The organism is Polynucleobacter duraquae, from assembly GCF_000973625.1.
GTDB lineage: Bacteria > Pseudomonadota > Gammaproteobacteria > Burkholderiales > Burkholderiaceae > Polynucleobacter > Polynucleobacter duraquae.
In genome coordinates, this window is sequence record NZ_CP007501.1 from 1,764,734 (window position 1) to 1,780,000 (window position 15,267).

Annotated in this window: 17 protein-coding genes; 6 read left to right on the forward strand and 11 right to left on the reverse strand. The window is 45.6% G+C overall.

The window, feature by feature from the left end; translation table 11 throughout:
* Positions 1 to 2: 2 nt before the first annotated feature.
* The 5 genes from purE to CL55_RS09080 all read right to left on the reverse strand — a co-directional run bounded on the left by purE (position 3) and on the right by CL55_RS09080 (position 5,262).
* Complete coding sequence (purE, locus tag CL55_RS09060) at positions 3 to 497, reverse strand: 5-(carboxyamino)imidazole ribonucleotide mutase (RefSeq protein WP_046330790.1); 495 nt, start codon at positions 495 to 497, stop codon at positions 3 to 5.
* Between the two features lie 81 nt (positions 498 to 578).
* A complete protein-coding gene (locus CL55_RS09065) occupies positions 579 to 1,475 on the reverse strand; it encodes a phosphoribosylaminoimidazolesuccinocarboxamide synthase (protein WP_046330791.1) in 897 nt (298 codons plus the stop codon).
* Positions 1,476 to 1,482: 7 nt separating this feature from the next.
* Entirely contained in the window at positions 1,483 to 2,547 is a 1,065-nt protein-coding gene (fba, locus tag CL55_RS09070) for a class II fructose-bisphosphate aldolase (protein ID WP_046330792.1), read from the reverse strand.
* Positions 2,548 to 2,611: 64 nt separating this feature from the next.
* Positions 2,612 to 4,048, reverse strand: a complete 1,437-nt coding sequence (pyk, locus tag CL55_RS09075; RefSeq protein ID WP_046330793.1) for a pyruvate kinase — start codon at positions 4,046 to 4,048, stop codon at positions 2,612 to 2,614.
* A gap of 2 nt (positions 4,049 to 4,050) precedes the next feature.
* Complete coding sequence (locus CL55_RS09080) at positions 4,051 to 5,262, reverse strand: phosphoglycerate kinase (RefSeq protein WP_046330794.1); 1,212 nt, start codon at positions 5,260 to 5,262, stop codon at positions 4,051 to 4,053.
* A gap of 211 nt (positions 5,263 to 5,473) precedes the next feature.
* Between CL55_RS09080 and CL55_RS09085 the strand changes: the two genes are divergently transcribed.
* Genes CL55_RS09085 through CL55_RS09105 form a run of 5 tightly spaced genes read left to right on the forward strand, consistent with a single transcriptional unit; the run spans position 5,474 to position 8,799 of the window.
* Positions 5,474 to 6,397 (forward strand): branched-chain amino acid transaminase, encoded by a 924-nt coding sequence (locus CL55_RS09085; protein WP_046330795.1) that lies wholly within the window; start codon positions 5,474 to 5,476, stop codon positions 6,395 to 6,397.
* Between the two features lie 14 nt (positions 6,398 to 6,411).
* Positions 6,412 to 6,603 carry a zinc-finger domain-containing protein gene (locus CL55_RS10560; protein ID WP_082091923.1) on the forward strand — a complete coding sequence of 64 codons (192 nt, stop codon included), beginning with the start codon at positions 6,412 to 6,414 and terminating at the stop codon, positions 6,601 to 6,603.
* A 45-nt stretch (positions 6,604 to 6,648) separates the two neighbouring features.
* Complete coding sequence (waaF, locus tag CL55_RS09095) at positions 6,649 to 7,686, forward strand: lipopolysaccharide heptosyltransferase II (protein WP_046330797.1); 1,038 nt, start codon at positions 6,649 to 6,651, stop codon at positions 7,684 to 7,686.
* Between the two features lie 35 nt (positions 7,687 to 7,721).
* Positions 7,722 to 8,156: a nuclear transport factor 2 family protein gene (locus tag CL55_RS09100; protein ID WP_046330798.1), complete on the forward strand. Its 435-nt coding sequence runs from the start codon at positions 7,722 to 7,724 to the stop codon at positions 8,154 to 8,156.
* Between the two features lie 28 nt (positions 8,157 to 8,184).
* Positions 8,185 to 8,799, forward strand: coding sequence for a DUF2946 family protein (locus CL55_RS09105; protein WP_046330799.1), 615 nt, complete (start codon positions 8,185 to 8,187; stop codon positions 8,797 to 8,799).
* On the opposite strand, the gene CL55_RS09110 is transcribed toward CL55_RS09105, so the two are convergent.
* Positions 8,800 to 10,518 (reverse strand): M48 family metalloprotease, encoded by a 1,719-nt coding sequence (locus CL55_RS09110; RefSeq protein ID WP_046330800.1) that lies wholly within the window; start codon positions 10,516 to 10,518, stop codon positions 8,800 to 8,802. It abuts the gene before it with no gap.
* A gap of 23 nt (positions 10,519 to 10,541) precedes the next feature.
* On the opposite strand from CL55_RS09110, the gene moaC reads away from it, so the two are divergent.
* Positions 10,542 to 11,015: a cyclic pyranopterin monophosphate synthase MoaC gene (gene moaC, locus CL55_RS09115; RefSeq protein WP_046330801.1), complete on the forward strand. Its 474-nt coding sequence runs from the start codon at positions 10,542 to 10,544 to the stop codon at positions 11,013 to 11,015.
* Between the two features lie 76 nt (positions 11,016 to 11,091).
* On the opposite strand, the gene CL55_RS09120 is transcribed toward moaC, so the two are convergent.
* From CL55_RS09120 to recX, 5 genes are all read right to left on the reverse strand, one after another.
* The gene (locus CL55_RS09120; RefSeq protein ID WP_046330802.1) at positions 11,092 to 11,589 is read right to left on the reverse strand and encodes a pilin; all 498 of its coding nucleotides are present in this window, start codon (positions 11,587 to 11,589) and stop codon (positions 11,092 to 11,094) included.
* A 125-nt stretch (positions 11,590 to 11,714) separates the two neighbouring features.
* The gene (locus CL55_RS09125; protein ID WP_046330803.1) at positions 11,715 to 12,413 is read right to left on the reverse strand and encodes a TerC family protein; all 699 of its coding nucleotides are present in this window, start codon (positions 12,411 to 12,413) and stop codon (positions 11,715 to 11,717) included.
* Positions 12,414 to 12,494: 81 nt separating this feature from the next.
* Entirely contained in the window at positions 12,495 to 13,388 is an 894-nt protein-coding gene (gene sucD / locus CL55_RS09130) for a succinate--CoA ligase subunit alpha (protein ID WP_046330804.1), read from the reverse strand.
* 14 nt (positions 13,389 to 13,402) lie between these two features.
* A complete protein-coding gene (gene sucC / locus CL55_RS09135) occupies positions 13,403 to 14,572 on the reverse strand; it encodes an ADP-forming succinate--CoA ligase subunit beta (protein ID WP_046330805.1) in 1,170 nt (389 codons plus the stop codon).
* 158 nt (positions 14,573 to 14,730) lie between these two features.
* A complete protein-coding gene (gene recX / locus CL55_RS09140) occupies positions 14,731 to 15,267 on the reverse strand; it encodes a recombination regulator RecX (protein WP_046330806.1) in 537 nt (178 codons plus the stop codon).

The window sequence follows — 15,267 nt, forward strand, 5'->3', positions numbered from 1 at the left end:
GATTAATATCCCGGCAGTTTCATAGAGCGCGCAGTGTCGGACTGCTTTGCACGAAACTCTTCTAGCTGTTTTGCTAAAACAGGATCATTAACTGCCAAATTAGCAATGACATGTAAGGCTGCATTTGCAGCCCCAGCCTCACCAATCGCAAATGTCGCTACCGGAATACCTTTAGGCATTTGCACGATGGAATAGAGAGAGTCTTCGCCACGTAAGTATTTGCTAGCGACTGGAACGCCATAAATCGGAACAATTGTTTTTGATGCCAACATGCCCGGCAAATGCGCAGCACCACCAGCACCAGCAATAATCGCCTTGAGGCCATTTTTTGAAGCATTTTCTGCATAGGTAAACATATCGTCTGGCATGCGATGGGCAGAAACTACTTTAGCCTCATGAGCAATACCAAATTGATCAAGCATTTGAGCAGCATGCTGCATGGTGTCCCAATCTGAATTGGATCCCATCACTATTCCGACTACTGGCTTTTTGCTCATTTCCTTCTCCAAATGCCCTGATCTACATCGTTAATCTATCTAAGGCATTATTATCCCAGCCTTTTTAGAGCTCTATAGAAATTAGACCTTAGTTAAGCGAGTGAGTGCTTCGCGGTACTTTTGCGCTGTTTTATCAATCACATCTACTGGCAAAGCAGGTGCTGGGGCAGTTTTTGGCCAAGGCTTGCCATCAACCATCGCCGTTTCCAGCCAGTCCCGCACAAATTGCTTGTCATAGGAGGGGGGATTTGCACCCACATAATAGGTTTCGGCAGGCCAAAAACGGGAAGAATCAGCAGTGAGGATTTCATCCATCAATACCAACTGACCGGCGTCATCCAAGCCAAATTCAAACTTGGTATCTGCAATGATGATTCCGCGAGTCGCGGCAAATTCGGAGGCCTCCTTGTACAAACGAATACTGACCTCACGAATTTGATTGGCTAACTTTTCACCAATCATCTCGATCACTTTGTCAAAAGAGATATTTTCATCATGCTCACCCATTTCTGCTTTTGCAGCAGGAGTAAAAATAGGTTCAGGTAACTTTTGTGCATTTTCAAGGCCAGGCGGTAATGTAATACCGCAGACCTTACCAGTTTCTTGATAATCCTTCCAACCACTACCAGCCAGGTAACCTCGCACTACTGCTTCGACCAAGATTGGCTTGAGGCGTTTAGCCACAACCGCACGACCTTTGACCTGATCAAGCTCATCGACAGTCACTACGCTTTCAGGATCAATACCCGTCAAGTGATTCGGAATCACTTTAGCCAACTTCTCAAACCAGAAATTAGCCATTTGATTAAGCACAATTCCCTTTTCAGGAATTGGTTGGCCCATCACTACGTCAAAGGCAGACAAGCGGTCTGTAGTGACCATGAGTAGCTTGTCGTCACCCAGTGCGTATACATCACGCACCTTTCCTTTGGAGAACAAAGGGAGTGACTTAATGGAAGTGGCGTACAAAGCGGGCATATTTAACTCACTTCACGATCTGGGCTAATTTGCCACTCTTGTATAGCTCAGCCATTTTTTCTAGAGGAATTGGCTTAATTTTTGATGCTTGACCTGCACAACCAAAAGCATTGAAGCGCGCAATACAAACTTTCTTAGCCGCTTCACGTGCAGGCTTCAGATAGTCACGTGGGTCAAACTTACTTGGATTCTCAAACAGGTAACGACGAATGGCGCCAGTCATCGCCAAACGAATATCGGTATCAATATTGATCTTACGAACACCGTTCTTAATGCCCTCTTGAATTTCTTCAACAGGCACACCGTAAGTTTCCTTCATATCGCCACCAAACTCACGAATCTCAGCGAGCAGCTCTTGTGGAACACTGGATGAACCATGCATTACTAAATGTGTATTTGGAATGCGGGTATGAATTTCTTTAATGCGCTCGATTGCCAAAATATCGCCCGTAGGCTTCTTAGTAAATTTATAGGCGCCATGACTAGTACCAATCGCAATTGCTAAGGCGTCACATTGGGTGGCTTTTACAAAGTCAGCTGCTTGCTCAACGTCTGTCAACAACTGCTCACGCGTCATCTTGCCGTCAGCGCCATGACCATCCTCTTTATCACCTTGCATCGTCTCTAGCGAACCGAGTACACCCAACTCTGCTTCAACAGTAACTCCAATAGAGTGGGAGAACTTCACTACTTCTCTAGAAACATCCACGTTGTATTCATAGCTGGCAACAGTCTTGCCGTCAGCCTCTAAAGAGCCATCCATCATCACGCTAGTAAAGCCGCTTTTAATGGCAGCCATACACACTGCTGGGCTTTGGCCATGATCTTGATGCATGACAACTGGAATATGGGGATAAGCCTCGACTGCAGCTGAAATCAAATGGCGTAAAAATGATTCACCAGCATATTTACGAGCACCGGCAGAAGCTTGCATGATGACCGGAGAATCTGCCTCATGAGCAGCCTCCATGATCGCTGTAACTTGCTCTAAATTGTTAACGTTAAACGCTGGCAAGCCATAGCCGTTTTCAGCGGCATGATCTAAGAGTTGTCGTAAAGATACTAAAGCCATGATGGTCTCTTCATTAAAAAATGTTGGTAATAAATAATTTGGATCAATATTTTAAAAAAGCGAATTACTTCACCTGAATAATTTTGAGTGAATTCGTACCGCCTGGCTCTCCCATTGGCTCACCAGAGGTCAGGACAACAACGTCACCCTTCTTCACCGCGCCCATTTTTTTCAAGCAATCTTCCACCTCTTGCAATGCAGTGTCACGTTGCTTGGTGTAATCCAAGCCGATAGGGAAAACATTGCGATAAGTGCTTAAGGCACGCTGAGTGGAAATCTTCGAAGTTAAAGCAAAGATAGGTAAATGAATATTGTGACGACTCATCCAAACTGCAGTAGATCCAGAATCTGTCAGGGCGGCAATCGCATTGGCTTTCAGATGGTGTGCTGTAAATAGAGCGCCTAAGGCAATCGTTTGATCAATGCGTGAGAAGGTTTGATCCAAGAAATCCGCGTCTAGCTTTACAGGGTCTGACTTCTCCGCTTCAACACAAATCTCGGCCATTGCCTTGATAGTTTGTACCGGGTAGTTACCAGCAGCAGATTCTGCAGAGAGCATCACTGCGTCCGTACCATCTAACACTGCATTGGCTACGTCACTCACTTCAGCACGCGTAGGCACTGGAGCATTAATCATGGACTCCATCATTTGCGTGGCAGTGATCGTAAATTTATCAGCCTCAAGTGCGAGTGAGATCATGCGCTTTTGCAAAGCAGGGACAGCAGCATTACCAACCTCAATTGCCAAGTCACCACGCGCAACCATAATGCCGTCACTCTCCGCGATAATGCTCTTTAGAGCTTCAGTTTCAATAGCTTCAGCGCGCTCTACCTTAGCAATCGTACGAACCTTCCCAACGCCATACTTTGCACTAGCAGCATTTGCCAGCTTGCGGGCATAGACCATGTCTGCACCATCTTTGGGGAAACTGATCGCTAAAAAATCTACGCCCATCGCAATTGCGGCATCTAAATCAGTAATGTCTTTTTCAGTCAGTGCTGGTGCAGTCAAACCGCCGCCAGCACGGTTAATACCTTTGTTATTTGAAAGTGGACCACCTTGCTCTACCAGGGTAAATATTTCTCCACCTTTTACGCTCTCGACTCGAAGAACAACTAAGCCATCGTTCAATAGCAGTCGATCACCTGGCCTCACATCTTGTGGCAACTCTTTGTAATCCAGCCCTACGCGCTCTTGGTTACCTAGTTCACAAGCAACATCCAAAATAAATTGCGCACCTTCTTTTAGGAGAATTTTGCTATCGACAAATTTACCAACCCGAATTTTTGGACCTTGAAGATCAGCCATGATGCCAACCTCTTTGCCAACTTCCGCAGAAATACTACGAACTAAATCGTGACGCGCTTTGTGATCTGCAATGGTGCCATGAGAGAAGTTCATTCTCACAACATCTACACCCGCACGAATCATCTCGCGCAGTACTTCAGGCTTTTCTGATGCAGGTCCTAATGTGGCTATGATTTTAGTTGCTCTCAACATATTTAGTCTTTCGCTCTTTCAGTTAATACTGCAAAGGCTGGCAAGGTTTTACCTTCTAAGAATTCTAAGAAAGCGCCACCGCCAGTAGAGATGTAATCCACTTGATTTTCAATACCGTACTTCGCAATCGCCGCCAAGGTATCACCACCACCAGCAATAGAAAATGCAGGTGAATGGGCAATCGCTGCTGCCAACATCTTAGTGCCACCGCCAAACTGATCAATCTCAAATACGCCCAATGGGCCATTCCATACAATCGTGCCAGCGTGAGCCAGCATGGTAGATAAACGTGCTGCAGTCTTGGGACCAATATCCAAAATCATATCGTCATCAGCCACTTGATCAGCTGCAACACGATTTGCACGCGCTAATGGAGAGAGCTCGTTTGCAACAACGACATCTTCAGGAATAGGAACATGCGCACCTCGCTTTTCCATAATGTCCATGATTTCTCGAGCTTCATTAACCAAATCTGGCTCTGCTAATGATTTACCGATTGGCAAACCTTTGGCCAACATAAAAGTATTTGCAATGCCACCACCCACAATCAACTCATCTACCTTGTCAGCCAATGCTTTAAGAATGGTGAGCTTGGAAGATACTTTTGAGCCCGCCACAATTGCGACCAAGGGGCGCTTAGGACTTGCTAGTGCACGACTTAAGGCATCTAACTCCGCTGCCATCAATGGACCCGCGCAAGCAATCGGCGCATATTTGGCTACGCCATGGGTGGTTGCTTCTGCTCTGTGAGCCGTACCAAAGGCATCATTGACATACACATCGCAAAGTGCGGCAATCTTCTTAGCCAACTCATCATTATTCTTTTTCTCGCCCACATTAAGACGGCAATTCTCTAGTAATACCAAATCGCCTGAATTGACTTCAAAATTACCGTCTACCCAATCGCTGATTAAAGGAACTTTACGATTCAAAAGTGTGGCAATTCGATCGGCTACCGGAGCCAAACTATCTTCGAGTTTGAATTCACCTTCAGTTGGACGTCCCAAGTGGGAGGTCACCATAACCGCTGCACCTGCATCCAAACACATTTGTACTGCCGGCATGGACGCTTTAATGCGAGTGTCTTCCGTGATATTGCCCATATCATCCTGAGGAACATTGAGGTCAGCACGGATCAAAACTCGCTTTCCCTTGAGAAGACCTGCAGCAGCTAGTTCACTAAGGCGCTTTACTTTAAAGAGGGTTTCCGGCATGAGAATAGGCAAATAGAGTGGTTTAGAGGGAATGCTCCATTCTAAATCGTCCGAGCTTCCCACCCCAAAGGAATTGGGCTGTCAGACTGCCCTGCCTGCTCTACAATAAAGGCTTAGGCGTTTTTTAGGTCTGGAGACACCCCAACAGCCTAGAACCCTGTTTTACTGAATTGAATCACCCAATTTATTAAATATTTAAAAGGTAGAGAAAATGTCGATGTCCGACCGCGATGGCTTTATTTGGTCCGATGGGAAGCTGGTTCCCTGGCGTGAGGCCAATGTTCATGTGCTAACCCACAGTCTTCACTACGGAATGGGTGTATTCGAGGGTATTCGTGCCTACAATACCTCCCAAGGCACCGCTATTTTCCGCCTTCCAGAGCACGTTAAGCGTCTATTCAACGGAACCAAGATTTTCCAGATGAATATGCCTTGGACCCCTGAAGAGATCAGTAAGGGCATTATTGAGGTCGTGAACAGCAATAAGCTGGAATCTTGCTATATCCGCCCAATTATCTTTATTGGCTCCCAAAAACTAGGTATCTCTCCAAAAGGGAATAGCATTCATACTGCAATTGCCGCCTGGGAATGGGGTGCTTATTTGGGTGAAGACGGACTTAACAAAGGTATTCGCGTTAAAACCTCCTCATTTACCCGCCACTTTGTGAACTCCTCACTAGTTCGCGCTAAGGCCTCCGGCTACTACATTAACTCGATTTTAGCCAACCAAGAAGTAACGGCTAATGGCTACGATGAAGCCCTCTTACTAGATACAGAGGGTTATGTATCCGAAGGTTCTGGCGAGAATATCTTTATCGTTAATAACGGTATTATTTACACCCCGGATCTGGCCTCTTGTTTAGACGGCATCACTCGTAACTCCATCATCCAAATCGCCAAAGATCTTGGCTATGAATTGCGTGAGAAGCGTATCACTCGTGATGAAGTGTATTCAGCAGATGAGGCTTTCTTTACTGGTACTGCTGCTGAAGTAACACCTATTCGTGAGTTAGATGATCGAACCATTGGCGACGGTAAGCGTGGTCCGATTACAGAGCAAGTCCAGAAGACCTACTTTGATGCGGTCTACGGCAGAAGCGATCAATACAAGTCTTGGTTAACCTACGTCAAGTAATTGGAAATCAGATAATGAGTGAAGCCCAAGTTGTAATGGTTGATGGCAATAAAGACTTACCTTTACATTGCCCAACCAATAAAACCCCCAGCTGGAATTCGCATCCACGCGTATTTCTTGACGTCGCTAAAACGGGTGACGCTAAGTGCCCTTACTGCGGCACTGAGTACAAACTCACTCCCGGTACCGAGCCCCACGGGCACTAAGCCTAGCAGCACCCTAAAGCGGGGTGCTGTGTCGGGATACCTCATATGAATCGTATTCTGATCATCGCCCCCAACTGGATTGGTGATGCCGTAATGTCACAGCCATTACTAGCGCATCTCAAAGTAATTTACCCGCAGTCACAGATTGATGTTTTAGCAAGCCCTTGGGTTGCACCGATTTATCGTGCCTGCTCAGAAGTTCATCAAGTCATTGAAGCGCGACTAGAACATAAGCAATTGCAATGGGGCTTACGTAAGCAGCTAGCAAACCAACTTGAGTTAAATCAATACACCACCTGCTATGTTCTGCCCAATAGTTTGAAGTCTGCCCTTATTCCTTGGCTTGCCAATATTCCATTTCGAATTGGCTATCGTGGTGAGATGCGCTTTGGGCTGATTAATCTTGCTCTAGATAATCCGAGCAAAGTGAATCGTCCGCCGATGGCGAATCACTACCTTGCACTTGCTAACTCCCTAGAGCACTCACAAGAGATTGATACCAACAAACCTGTAGATCCTAAGCTCAATATCTCACCTGCAGCCAAAGAATCAATCAGCGCCAAATTACAAGCTGCAGTCATTAATGAAAATTTAATTTATGTACTTTGCCCAGGCGCTGAGTACGGCGCAACAAAACGCTGGCCTGCCGATCACTTCGCCTCTCTTGCTCAGCAGTTAATTACCAATCAGTCAGATGCTCAGGTGATTATTTTGGGCAGCAAGGGTGATCACGCTTTGGGTGAGCACATTAAGGCTGAAGCAAATAATGACTCACGAATATACAACTGGTGCGGTAAGACTTCATTAGACGAAGCAATTGCACTCATTGGGGTGAGCAAGGTACTAGTCAGTAATGACTCGGGCTTAATGCATATTGGTGCCGCATTAAAAGTACCGCAAGTCGCCATTTTTGGCTCAAGTGATCCACGTCACACTCCACCGCTATCCGAAAAAGCTAAAGTGCTTTGGCTAAATCTACCTTGTAGCCCCTGCCATAAAAGAGAGTGTCCATTAGGTCACCTTAAATGCTTGAAAGATATTTTGCCCATCACCGTATTAGGCGCCATTCAAACATCCCATTAATTTTTGTAGCGCCAAACATCACCAGAAAGTAAGCCATGTCAAAACTAGCCAGACTTTTTCACAACGCCGATGAAGTGGTGGATGCTTGGCGTGAGGCCTTAAAAAATCGTGATGTTAAAGGGGCTTTGGCAATCTGGCTAGATGATGATTCGATTACTTGCGTCCTTCCAGAAGGCCAGCGCCTCAGTGGTCATGCAGAAATTCGGGACGGTCTAGAGCGCCTCTTAGCCAAGCAAGCTCTTTTTTTGGAGCCGATTGCCTGCATTAGTCATTCTGTTTTAGGGGCAGCGGTCTACGACACTACTGAGGCTGTCCACATCCGACCCGATCAGATTGAAGCAGCATTCTTTCTTAATATCACCTTAGTGCTTCTGCAAGATAGTCAAGGCTGGCGGATTGCACATCTTCATGCTAGCCACTCCACCGAAGATACGTTTGATGCGCCCTCAACTCCACATGGACTGCATTAAATAGTAATGTCATGTAGATTGACGCCTCATGGATGAGCAAGTTCTTCGGTCGTTAATTAAGTGGCCAAATGTTCCGCACTGCTTTGGCTGGCTAGCTCTTGATCGTCGCGGTCAATGGCGCATGCGCGATGAATTTGCCCAGGCCAATCAACTACCTGGGAACGTGATTCACCATATAACCCTCAATGAATTTATCTCTAGAAATTATGCGCACGACTCTTTTGGAAGATTTTTTTTCCAGAATGGTCCTCAACGAGTTTTTGTTACGCTAGATGCCACACCATTCATTGCTAGAATCTTTCCGAGCGAAATTGGTCCGCAACTATTAACCCAGTGCGGTACAGAGATAAAACCGCAGGGTGCCCTGAGTGATGAAAAAGGGAATATCTACATCACTGGATTATTTCAACAATCACTCTCTGATCAACTCGATGGTGCGGTATTTAATAAAATAGAATCTCTATCCGTCGCGCTATTACACGATCATGATTTAGATCTATTCTCAGATCAGTCGAAAGTGATGGAAGATGCCTGTAGCTTTAGAGGCTCTTGGCAATGGAAAGGCAATCAACTGCCCATTGAACCAATTCATTCTTCTGAATTAGCGAATCGCTTTAACTTCATCAAAGCACCAAACAATTAATTAGCTAGGCATATTTTTGCCCTGCTCCTTCAATTCGTCTTGATATTCCCTTTGCATTTCACGAAGGCGTGCATCAATACTGGAGGCTTGATAAAAATCTGCACCGCTAGAAGATCTAGCAATCTTGAGTTGCTCAATGGCTGAAGGCCATGCACCTTCAAGCGCATACTTTTCTCCCAGGGCGTAATGGCGCATTGGCACATTTTTAGCCTGATCGTAAGCATTAGAAAGCATGCTCCACCAAACTACCTCATTGGGCTGTAACCTAGTACGCGCCTTTAACCAAGTAATGGCGTCATTGGTACGACCTAGTTTCAGATATGCATTCATCATCGCCGCTCCAGCAGCATAGGATTGCGGGAAAGCTTTTAATGTGGCTTGAGCGATTTGCAAAGCCTCATCACCTTTTCCCCTGGCCAATGCTAACTCGGAAGTAGTAATGTCTAAAGACAGACTTTGTCGCAGTATGGGTGATCCTGGCGCACTCACGCTATTTGCCAGGTTACGCGCTTGTTGTAGATAGCTTGAAGCCTGATCAAACTTACCTTGTTTTAGAGCGACAAGTGAAAGCCCATAAAACCCCTCCATTTGTTTGCCAGGGGCTGACTGCTTACTTAAGCTTTCAAAAGTATTTTTTAAGTCATACATCTGACTAGAACTTCCTGATTGCTCCATACGGGCACGTGCTTTAATGAAATAAAACTCTACTGCAGTAGGCACATTTCTGTTGGCGATATTGCGAGCACGATCTTGCATATCTGCAATACGGTCCGTGGTTAATGGATGGGTGCGCACATATGACGGCACTCCACTGTCCATAATCCCTGTCGCCTTTTGTAGGCGTTGGAAAAAGCCTGGAGCACCATTGACGTCATACCCACTCGCTGCCAGAATCTGAAAGCCAATACGATCAGCCTCGCGCTCGGCATCTCTTGAGTAGGAGAGTTGATTATTCACTGCAACCGCTTGACCCCCCTGCATCAAACCAGAAGCAGCGCCAGGATTACGTGAGGCAGCTAAAGCGCCTAATAATATTCCAGCAAGGGCAATCATAGTATTAGTAGTTTGTTTATCCATCTGACGAGCCAAGTGGCGCTGTAAAACGTGGCCAGTCTCATGACCCATGACTGAAGCAACCTCAGAGTCAGTCTCAGCGCTAACCAATAATCCCGTATGAAAACCAATAAATCCACCAGGTAATGCAAATGCATTGATACTGCTATCTTTAACGGCGAATACCTCAAAGTTATAGGCACCACTACCCTGCTCATTAGCACCGCCCAATTGCAGACGTTTTGCTGCCTGCAATAAGCGGCGCTCCATTTGATTTAAATAGTCATAGATCGGCAAATCATTCGAATAATCTGGATCAGGACGAATCTGGCGCATGATCATTTCGCCATACTTTTTCTCATCCATGCGACTCAAGCTATCGCCACCAGGATCCCCCATATCCGGGAGAACAAAACTGGGTTGGCTTGGTGGTGCATTGCGTGACGGCAGATTTGAGGAGCGAGCATCAGGTGACTGAACCGCTCTACCCAAATTTTGTAAGGCAGCTGACTCACCTTGCACGGATACATCACCCGCTACAGAGGAAGGCGCAGGTCCAGCCGCATAGACGAAACCAGCACTTGGCCAAGCCAGGCTCAGAATGAGCTGACTAGCCAAAATTCGCTTAAATAGCGATGATCTTTGTGATGTCTTTATGACTTGCATCCCTATATGGTAAAACTTATCCCATGAACAAACTAACTCATTTTGATGCAAGCGGCCAAGCCCATATGGTCAATGTTGGTGATAAGCCCAATACCCATCGGATTGCCGTTGCTACAGGCAGAATCTCCATGCTCCCAGAGACTTTTAGCATGATTGAAGCAGGTACCCATAAAAAAGGAGATGTTTTGGGCATCGCCCGCATAGCTGGTATTCAGGCATCTAAAAAGACTTCTGACTTGATCCCTCTTTGCCACCCCTTGGCACTAACCCACGTCAGCTTGGAGTTTGTCCTAAATAAAGATTCTAGTAGCATTACCTGCCAAGTCAGAGCTGAGACCACTGGTCCTACTGGTGTAGAAATGGAAGCTCTCACCGCAGTCCAAGTTGCCCTTCTCACAATCTACGATATGGCCAAAGCGGTTGATAGAGGCATGGTGATAGGTGATGTCCATCTGCTAGAGAAGAGTGGTGGCAAGTCTGGGGAGTGGAGAGCATAAATTAATTAGCCACTTGATATAAATGATTAAGCCACCTTAGGGTGGCTTAATTTCCTATGTACTCGTAATAACTATCTCACTTCGTAATGCGGCACTCTGAAGGAAGTAATTGAGATAGTAGATTGGTTTCGGTGGAACGGCAAGACCATCCGCCAGCCCAAGTCGATCCCTCCGGCTTGGATAAATCAATTGCCTTGGGAACATTGGCATCTGGGTCATTTGTGGGAATGAGATGTAATGTATTTTTATTTTCTGGGGCAACATTATTCTGAAAGTCGATGGCAATAGCACCAGATGGCGTTATTTCAATTAACTTCACGCTTCGGGTTGGCACGAAAGTAAACGAACCATGCGTTGCGTCATCCATTGGCACGGTGCCTCTACTGGCAAAAGCTTCTGTCACAGCAAGCTTTGCGCTTGAAGAGAGATTCATGCCCTCTACGATGCGGCTGCGAGCAATGTAATCTTGATATTGAGGAACGGCTACTGCCACTAGAATACCGATGATGGCAACTACTACCATCACCTCAATCAAGGTAAATCCGGACTCTTGTTGCTGATCTTGTGTAGACATATTCATTAGCTCCTGAGGGTTAAATTCCTCATCATCCAGTCTATACCTAACGCATTCAAGATGTCCAAATGTAAGAAAAGCCGGCTTTCAAGGCCGGCTTTTCTGATTAACGCAAAAGAAAATAATTACGCTTTTTTGCCGCTCCGCTTCACAAGCTCTCCAAGAGCCATGACGCCAATAGCACCTACAGCGCCTGCGACCAAACTATAGGCCTCAACTCCAGCACCAAAGTACTTAATCACGCCTGGATCGGAAAGCATCATACCGCCAGCAATCCAGCCTAGTAAGCCAGCACCAGCCGTAACGATGATTGGAAAACGATCGATTAGATACAAAACGATGCGGCTGCCACCAATGATAAGAGGTACAGAAACTAATAAACCGAAAACAATATAGCCAAGCTGATGAGCTTGATCGTCCACTTGACCGGCAGCACCAGCAATTGCTAAAACGTTATCAAGACTCATGACGATATCTGCAATGATGATGGTCTTGATAGCTGCAAATAACTTATCAGGCGCCTGAAGATCATGACCCTCTTCACCACCTGTGTCCACCATCAACTTGTAACCAATCCACAGCAGTGCAATAGCCCCAACAAACTTCAAGAAAGGAATTTGCAGCAAAGTGACTGCGAAGGCAACCAGCACAATACGCAAAATAATTGCACCTGCTGTTCCCCACAAGATGCCTTTACGACGCTGATTTGGGTGTAAATTTCTGCAAGCTAAAGCAATGACTACTGCGTTATCACCGCCCAATAGAATATCGATCAAGATGATCTGCGCAACGACAGACCAATCTAGCATTGTTAAAAACTCCATGTCATCCTCTTATATTTTTATGTTTTAACCACAGGTACTACGAAAAAGGATGCGAATTAGCACCCTTTTCCTTGAACGCAATTACAACATGGCTTTAAGTAATGCTGCCATTTCTGATGGATTTCTTGTTACTTTAAAGCCACATTCTTCCATCACAGAAAGTTTTGCATCAGCCGTATCCGCACCACCAGAAATCAATGCACCAGCATGGCCCATACGTTTTCCAGGAGGCGCTGTTACACCTGCGATAAAGCCAACAATCGGTTTCTTCATGTTGGCCTTACACCAGCGGGCTGCTTCAGCTTCATCTGGACCACCGATTTCGCCAATCATAATAACTGCATCTGTATCTGGATCTTCGTTAAACATGCGCATCACATCAATATGCTTTAAACCATTGATTGGGTCGCCACCAATACCTACTGCAGTGGACTGACCTAAACCGATCGCTGTCAATTGACCAACTGCTTCATACGTCAATGTACCTGAACGGCTTACTACACCAATGCGGCCTTTTTTGTGAATATGGCCAGGCATGATACCGATCTTGATTTCATCTGGAGTAATAATCCCAGGGCAATTTGGGCCAAGTAATAAAGTCTTCTTGCCGCCGGCAGCTTCTTTTGCATGCATCTTGTTGCGCACTTCCAGCATGTCCTTAACAGGAATGCCTTCAGTAATGCAAATTACAAAATCAAGGTCAGCCTCTACAGCCTCCCAAATTGCTGCAGCAGCCCCAGGAGGTGGAACATAAATTACGGAAGTGGTGGCACCAGTTTGCTGAGCTGCTTCTTTTACAGTTCCATAAATTGGAATATTAAAAATAGACTCGCCTGCTTTTTTAGGATTAACGCCAGCAACAAAACAGTTTTTACCGTTTGCGTATTCCTGGCACTTTTCCGTATGGAATTGGCCAGTCTTACCAGTAATACCTTGAGTAATTACTTTAGTATTTTTATTTACCAAAATAGACATATTGATTTCCTTGATTATTTGTTTTTCGCAACAGCAGCAACTACCTTAGTAGCAGCTTCCGCCATTGAATCGGCGCTAATGATTGGCAAACCAGAGTCTGCAAGAATCTTCTTGCCCAACTCTTCATTGGTACCCTTCATGCGCACGACCAAAGGTACAGTCAAGTTCACCGCCTTACATGCCGTAACCACGCCATCAGCAATCACGTCGCACCGCATAATGCCACCGAAAATATTTACCAAAATTGCTTCAACGCTCTTGTTCTTGAGCATGATCTTGAAAGCTTCTGTTACTTTCTCTGCAGTTGCGCCACCACCAACGTCCAGGAAGTTTGCTGGCTCACCACCAAACAACTTGATGGTATCCATCGTAGCCATTGCTAAGCCAGCACCATTGACTAAGCAACCAATATTGCCGTCAAGAGAAATGTAGGCTAAGTCAAACTTAGAGGCCTCGATCTCTGCCGCGTCTTCTTCATCGATATCGCGATAAGCTACGATTTCTGGATGACGATACAAAGCATTAGGATCAAAATTAAATTTGGCATCAAGTGCCTTGATCTTGCCATTACCTTCAAGAATCAAAGGGTTGATCTCCACCAATGAAGCATCGGTTTCCCAATAAGTTTTGTACAAGTTTTTAAACACGTCACTTGCCATTGGAATAGAGGCATCTGGAACGCCAATGCCTTTCGCAATGATCTGACAGTCAGCATCAGTCAAACCAATTAATGGATCAACAAACACTTTAATAATTTTTTCTGGATGAGATTCTGCAACCTCTTCAATATCCATGCCACCTTCACTTGAAGCCATGATGACATTCTTCTGTGTGCCGCGGTCAGTAACGATACTGAAGTAATACTCTTTTTTGATGTCTGCACCATCTTCAATTAAGAGACGATTTACTTTTTGACCCTCTGGGCCTGTTTGATGTGTTTTTAACTGCATACCCAAAATTTCTGAAGCGTATTTTTTCACTTCGTCCATGCTGCGGGCTAATTTCACACCACCACCTTTTCCTCGACCACCTGCATGAATTTGTGCCTTAACAACCCATACTGGGCCACCTAGCTTTTCGGCAGCTTTAATTGCCTCATCAACAGTAAATGCAGGGATGCCGTTTGGAACAGGCACATTAAATTGGCGTAGTAATTCTTTGCCTTGGTACTCGTGAATTTTCATTATTACTCCCGAAACGATATCTTTTTAGCAAGCGATGAGGATTAGTAAAACCGAATTAACCTGGTTTACCTATTTGAGTAAACGGTAGTGGTTTAGCCGACTTTATAAGTCTATCATGCTGCAATGCGGCATCATGACCTATCTGCTCCGTAATTGCCCTAACTTGAGCGTCCCGCAACCACCTTAGACACCACATCCGAACTAAAGCCCTTAGAGGCTAGAAAGCGATATTGACGAGCCCGCTCCTTTTGCTCTGTTGCTACAGCTCCAAATTTACGTAACCACAATTCATGAGCACGCTGGTATTCGGTCTCTTTGAGCTTTCTGAGAAGATTTATCGTCTTTGCGCTGTCCACACCAGCCTGGGTGAGCTCATCCTGTATTTTTCGGGTGCCAAACCGCTCGCTACGACGCCTAACAAGGGCCTCTGCAAAGCGCTCATCAGAAAGCCATCCCCGGGCCTCAAAGTCATCTAAGACAGCCTCAATCTGAACATTTAAGGGATTGGTTTGTGCAATCTCCTCAGAATCCTCCTCGGCAGGCTTAAGCTTCAACATCCTTGCTGCTGACTCTTCAAGCTTTGCTGCAAGCCCCTTGCGGCTGTACTCTCGCATAGATAAAAGGCGCAAAGCCCGAGCTTTGAGACTCGGGCTTTGTTTTTTCTTTTTTTGAACGGTGCTACCTAGCTCTGACAT

Bases quoted from the DNA above. Each gene is read 5' to 3' on its own strand.
- CL55_RS10560 (WP_082091923.1), top strand. From the start codon at position 6,412: ATGAGTGAAGCCCAAGTTGTAATGGTTGATGGCAATAAAGACTTACCT.
- CL55_RS09085 (WP_046330795.1), top strand. From the start codon at position 5,474: ATGTCGATGTCCGACCGCGATGGCTTTATTTGGTCCGATGGGAAGCTG.
- moaC (WP_046330801.1), top strand. From the start codon at position 10,542: ATGAACAAACTAACTCATTTTGATGCAAGCGGCCAAGCCCATATGGTC.
- sucD (WP_046330804.1), bottom strand. From the start codon at position 13,388: ATGTCTATTTTGGTAAATAAAAATACTAAAGTAATTACTCAAGGTATT.
- CL55_RS09120 (WP_046330802.1), bottom strand. From the start codon at position 11,589: ATGTCTACACAAGATCAGCAACAAGAGTCCGGATTTACCTTGATTGAG.
- sucC (WP_046330805.1), bottom strand. From the start codon at position 14,572: ATGAAAATTCACGAGTACCAAGGCAAAGAATTACTACGCCAATTTAAT.
- waaF (WP_046330797.1), top strand. From the start codon at position 6,649: ATGAATCGTATTCTGATCATCGCCCCCAACTGGATTGGTGATGCCGTA.
- recX (WP_046330806.1), bottom strand. From the start codon at position 15,267: ATGTCAGAGCTAGGTAGCACCGTTCAAAAAAAGAAAAAACAAAGCCCG.
- CL55_RS09125 (WP_046330803.1), bottom strand. From the start codon at position 12,413: ATGGAGTTTTTAACAATGCTAGATTGGTCTGTCGTTGCGCAGATCATC.
- CL55_RS09100 (WP_046330798.1), top strand. From the start codon at position 7,722: ATGTCAAAACTAGCCAGACTTTTTCACAACGCCGATGAAGTGGTGGAT.
- CL55_RS09065 (WP_046330791.1), bottom strand. From the start codon at position 1,475: ATGCCCGCTTTGTACGCCACTTCCATTAAGTCACTCCCTTTGTTCTCC.
- fba (WP_046330792.1), bottom strand. From the start codon at position 2,547: ATGGCTTTAGTATCTTTACGACAACTCTTAGATCATGCCGCTGAAAAC.
- purE (WP_046330790.1), bottom strand. From the start codon at position 497: ATGAGCAAAAAGCCAGTAGTCGGAATAGTGATGGGATCCAATTCAGAT.
- CL55_RS09080 (WP_046330794.1), bottom strand. From the start codon at position 5,262: ATGCCGGAAACCCTCTTTAAAGTAAAGCGCCTTAGTGAACTAGCTGCT.
- CL55_RS09110 (WP_046330800.1), bottom strand. From the start codon at position 10,518: ATGCAAGTCATAAAGACATCACAAAGATCATCGCTATTTAAGCGAATT.
- CL55_RS09105 (WP_046330799.1), top strand. From the start codon at position 8,185: ATGGATGAGCAAGTTCTTCGGTCGTTAATTAAGTGGCCAAATGTTCCG.
- pyk (WP_046330793.1), bottom strand. From the start codon at position 4,048: ATGTTGAGAGCAACTAAAATCATAGCCACATTAGGACCTGCATCAGAA.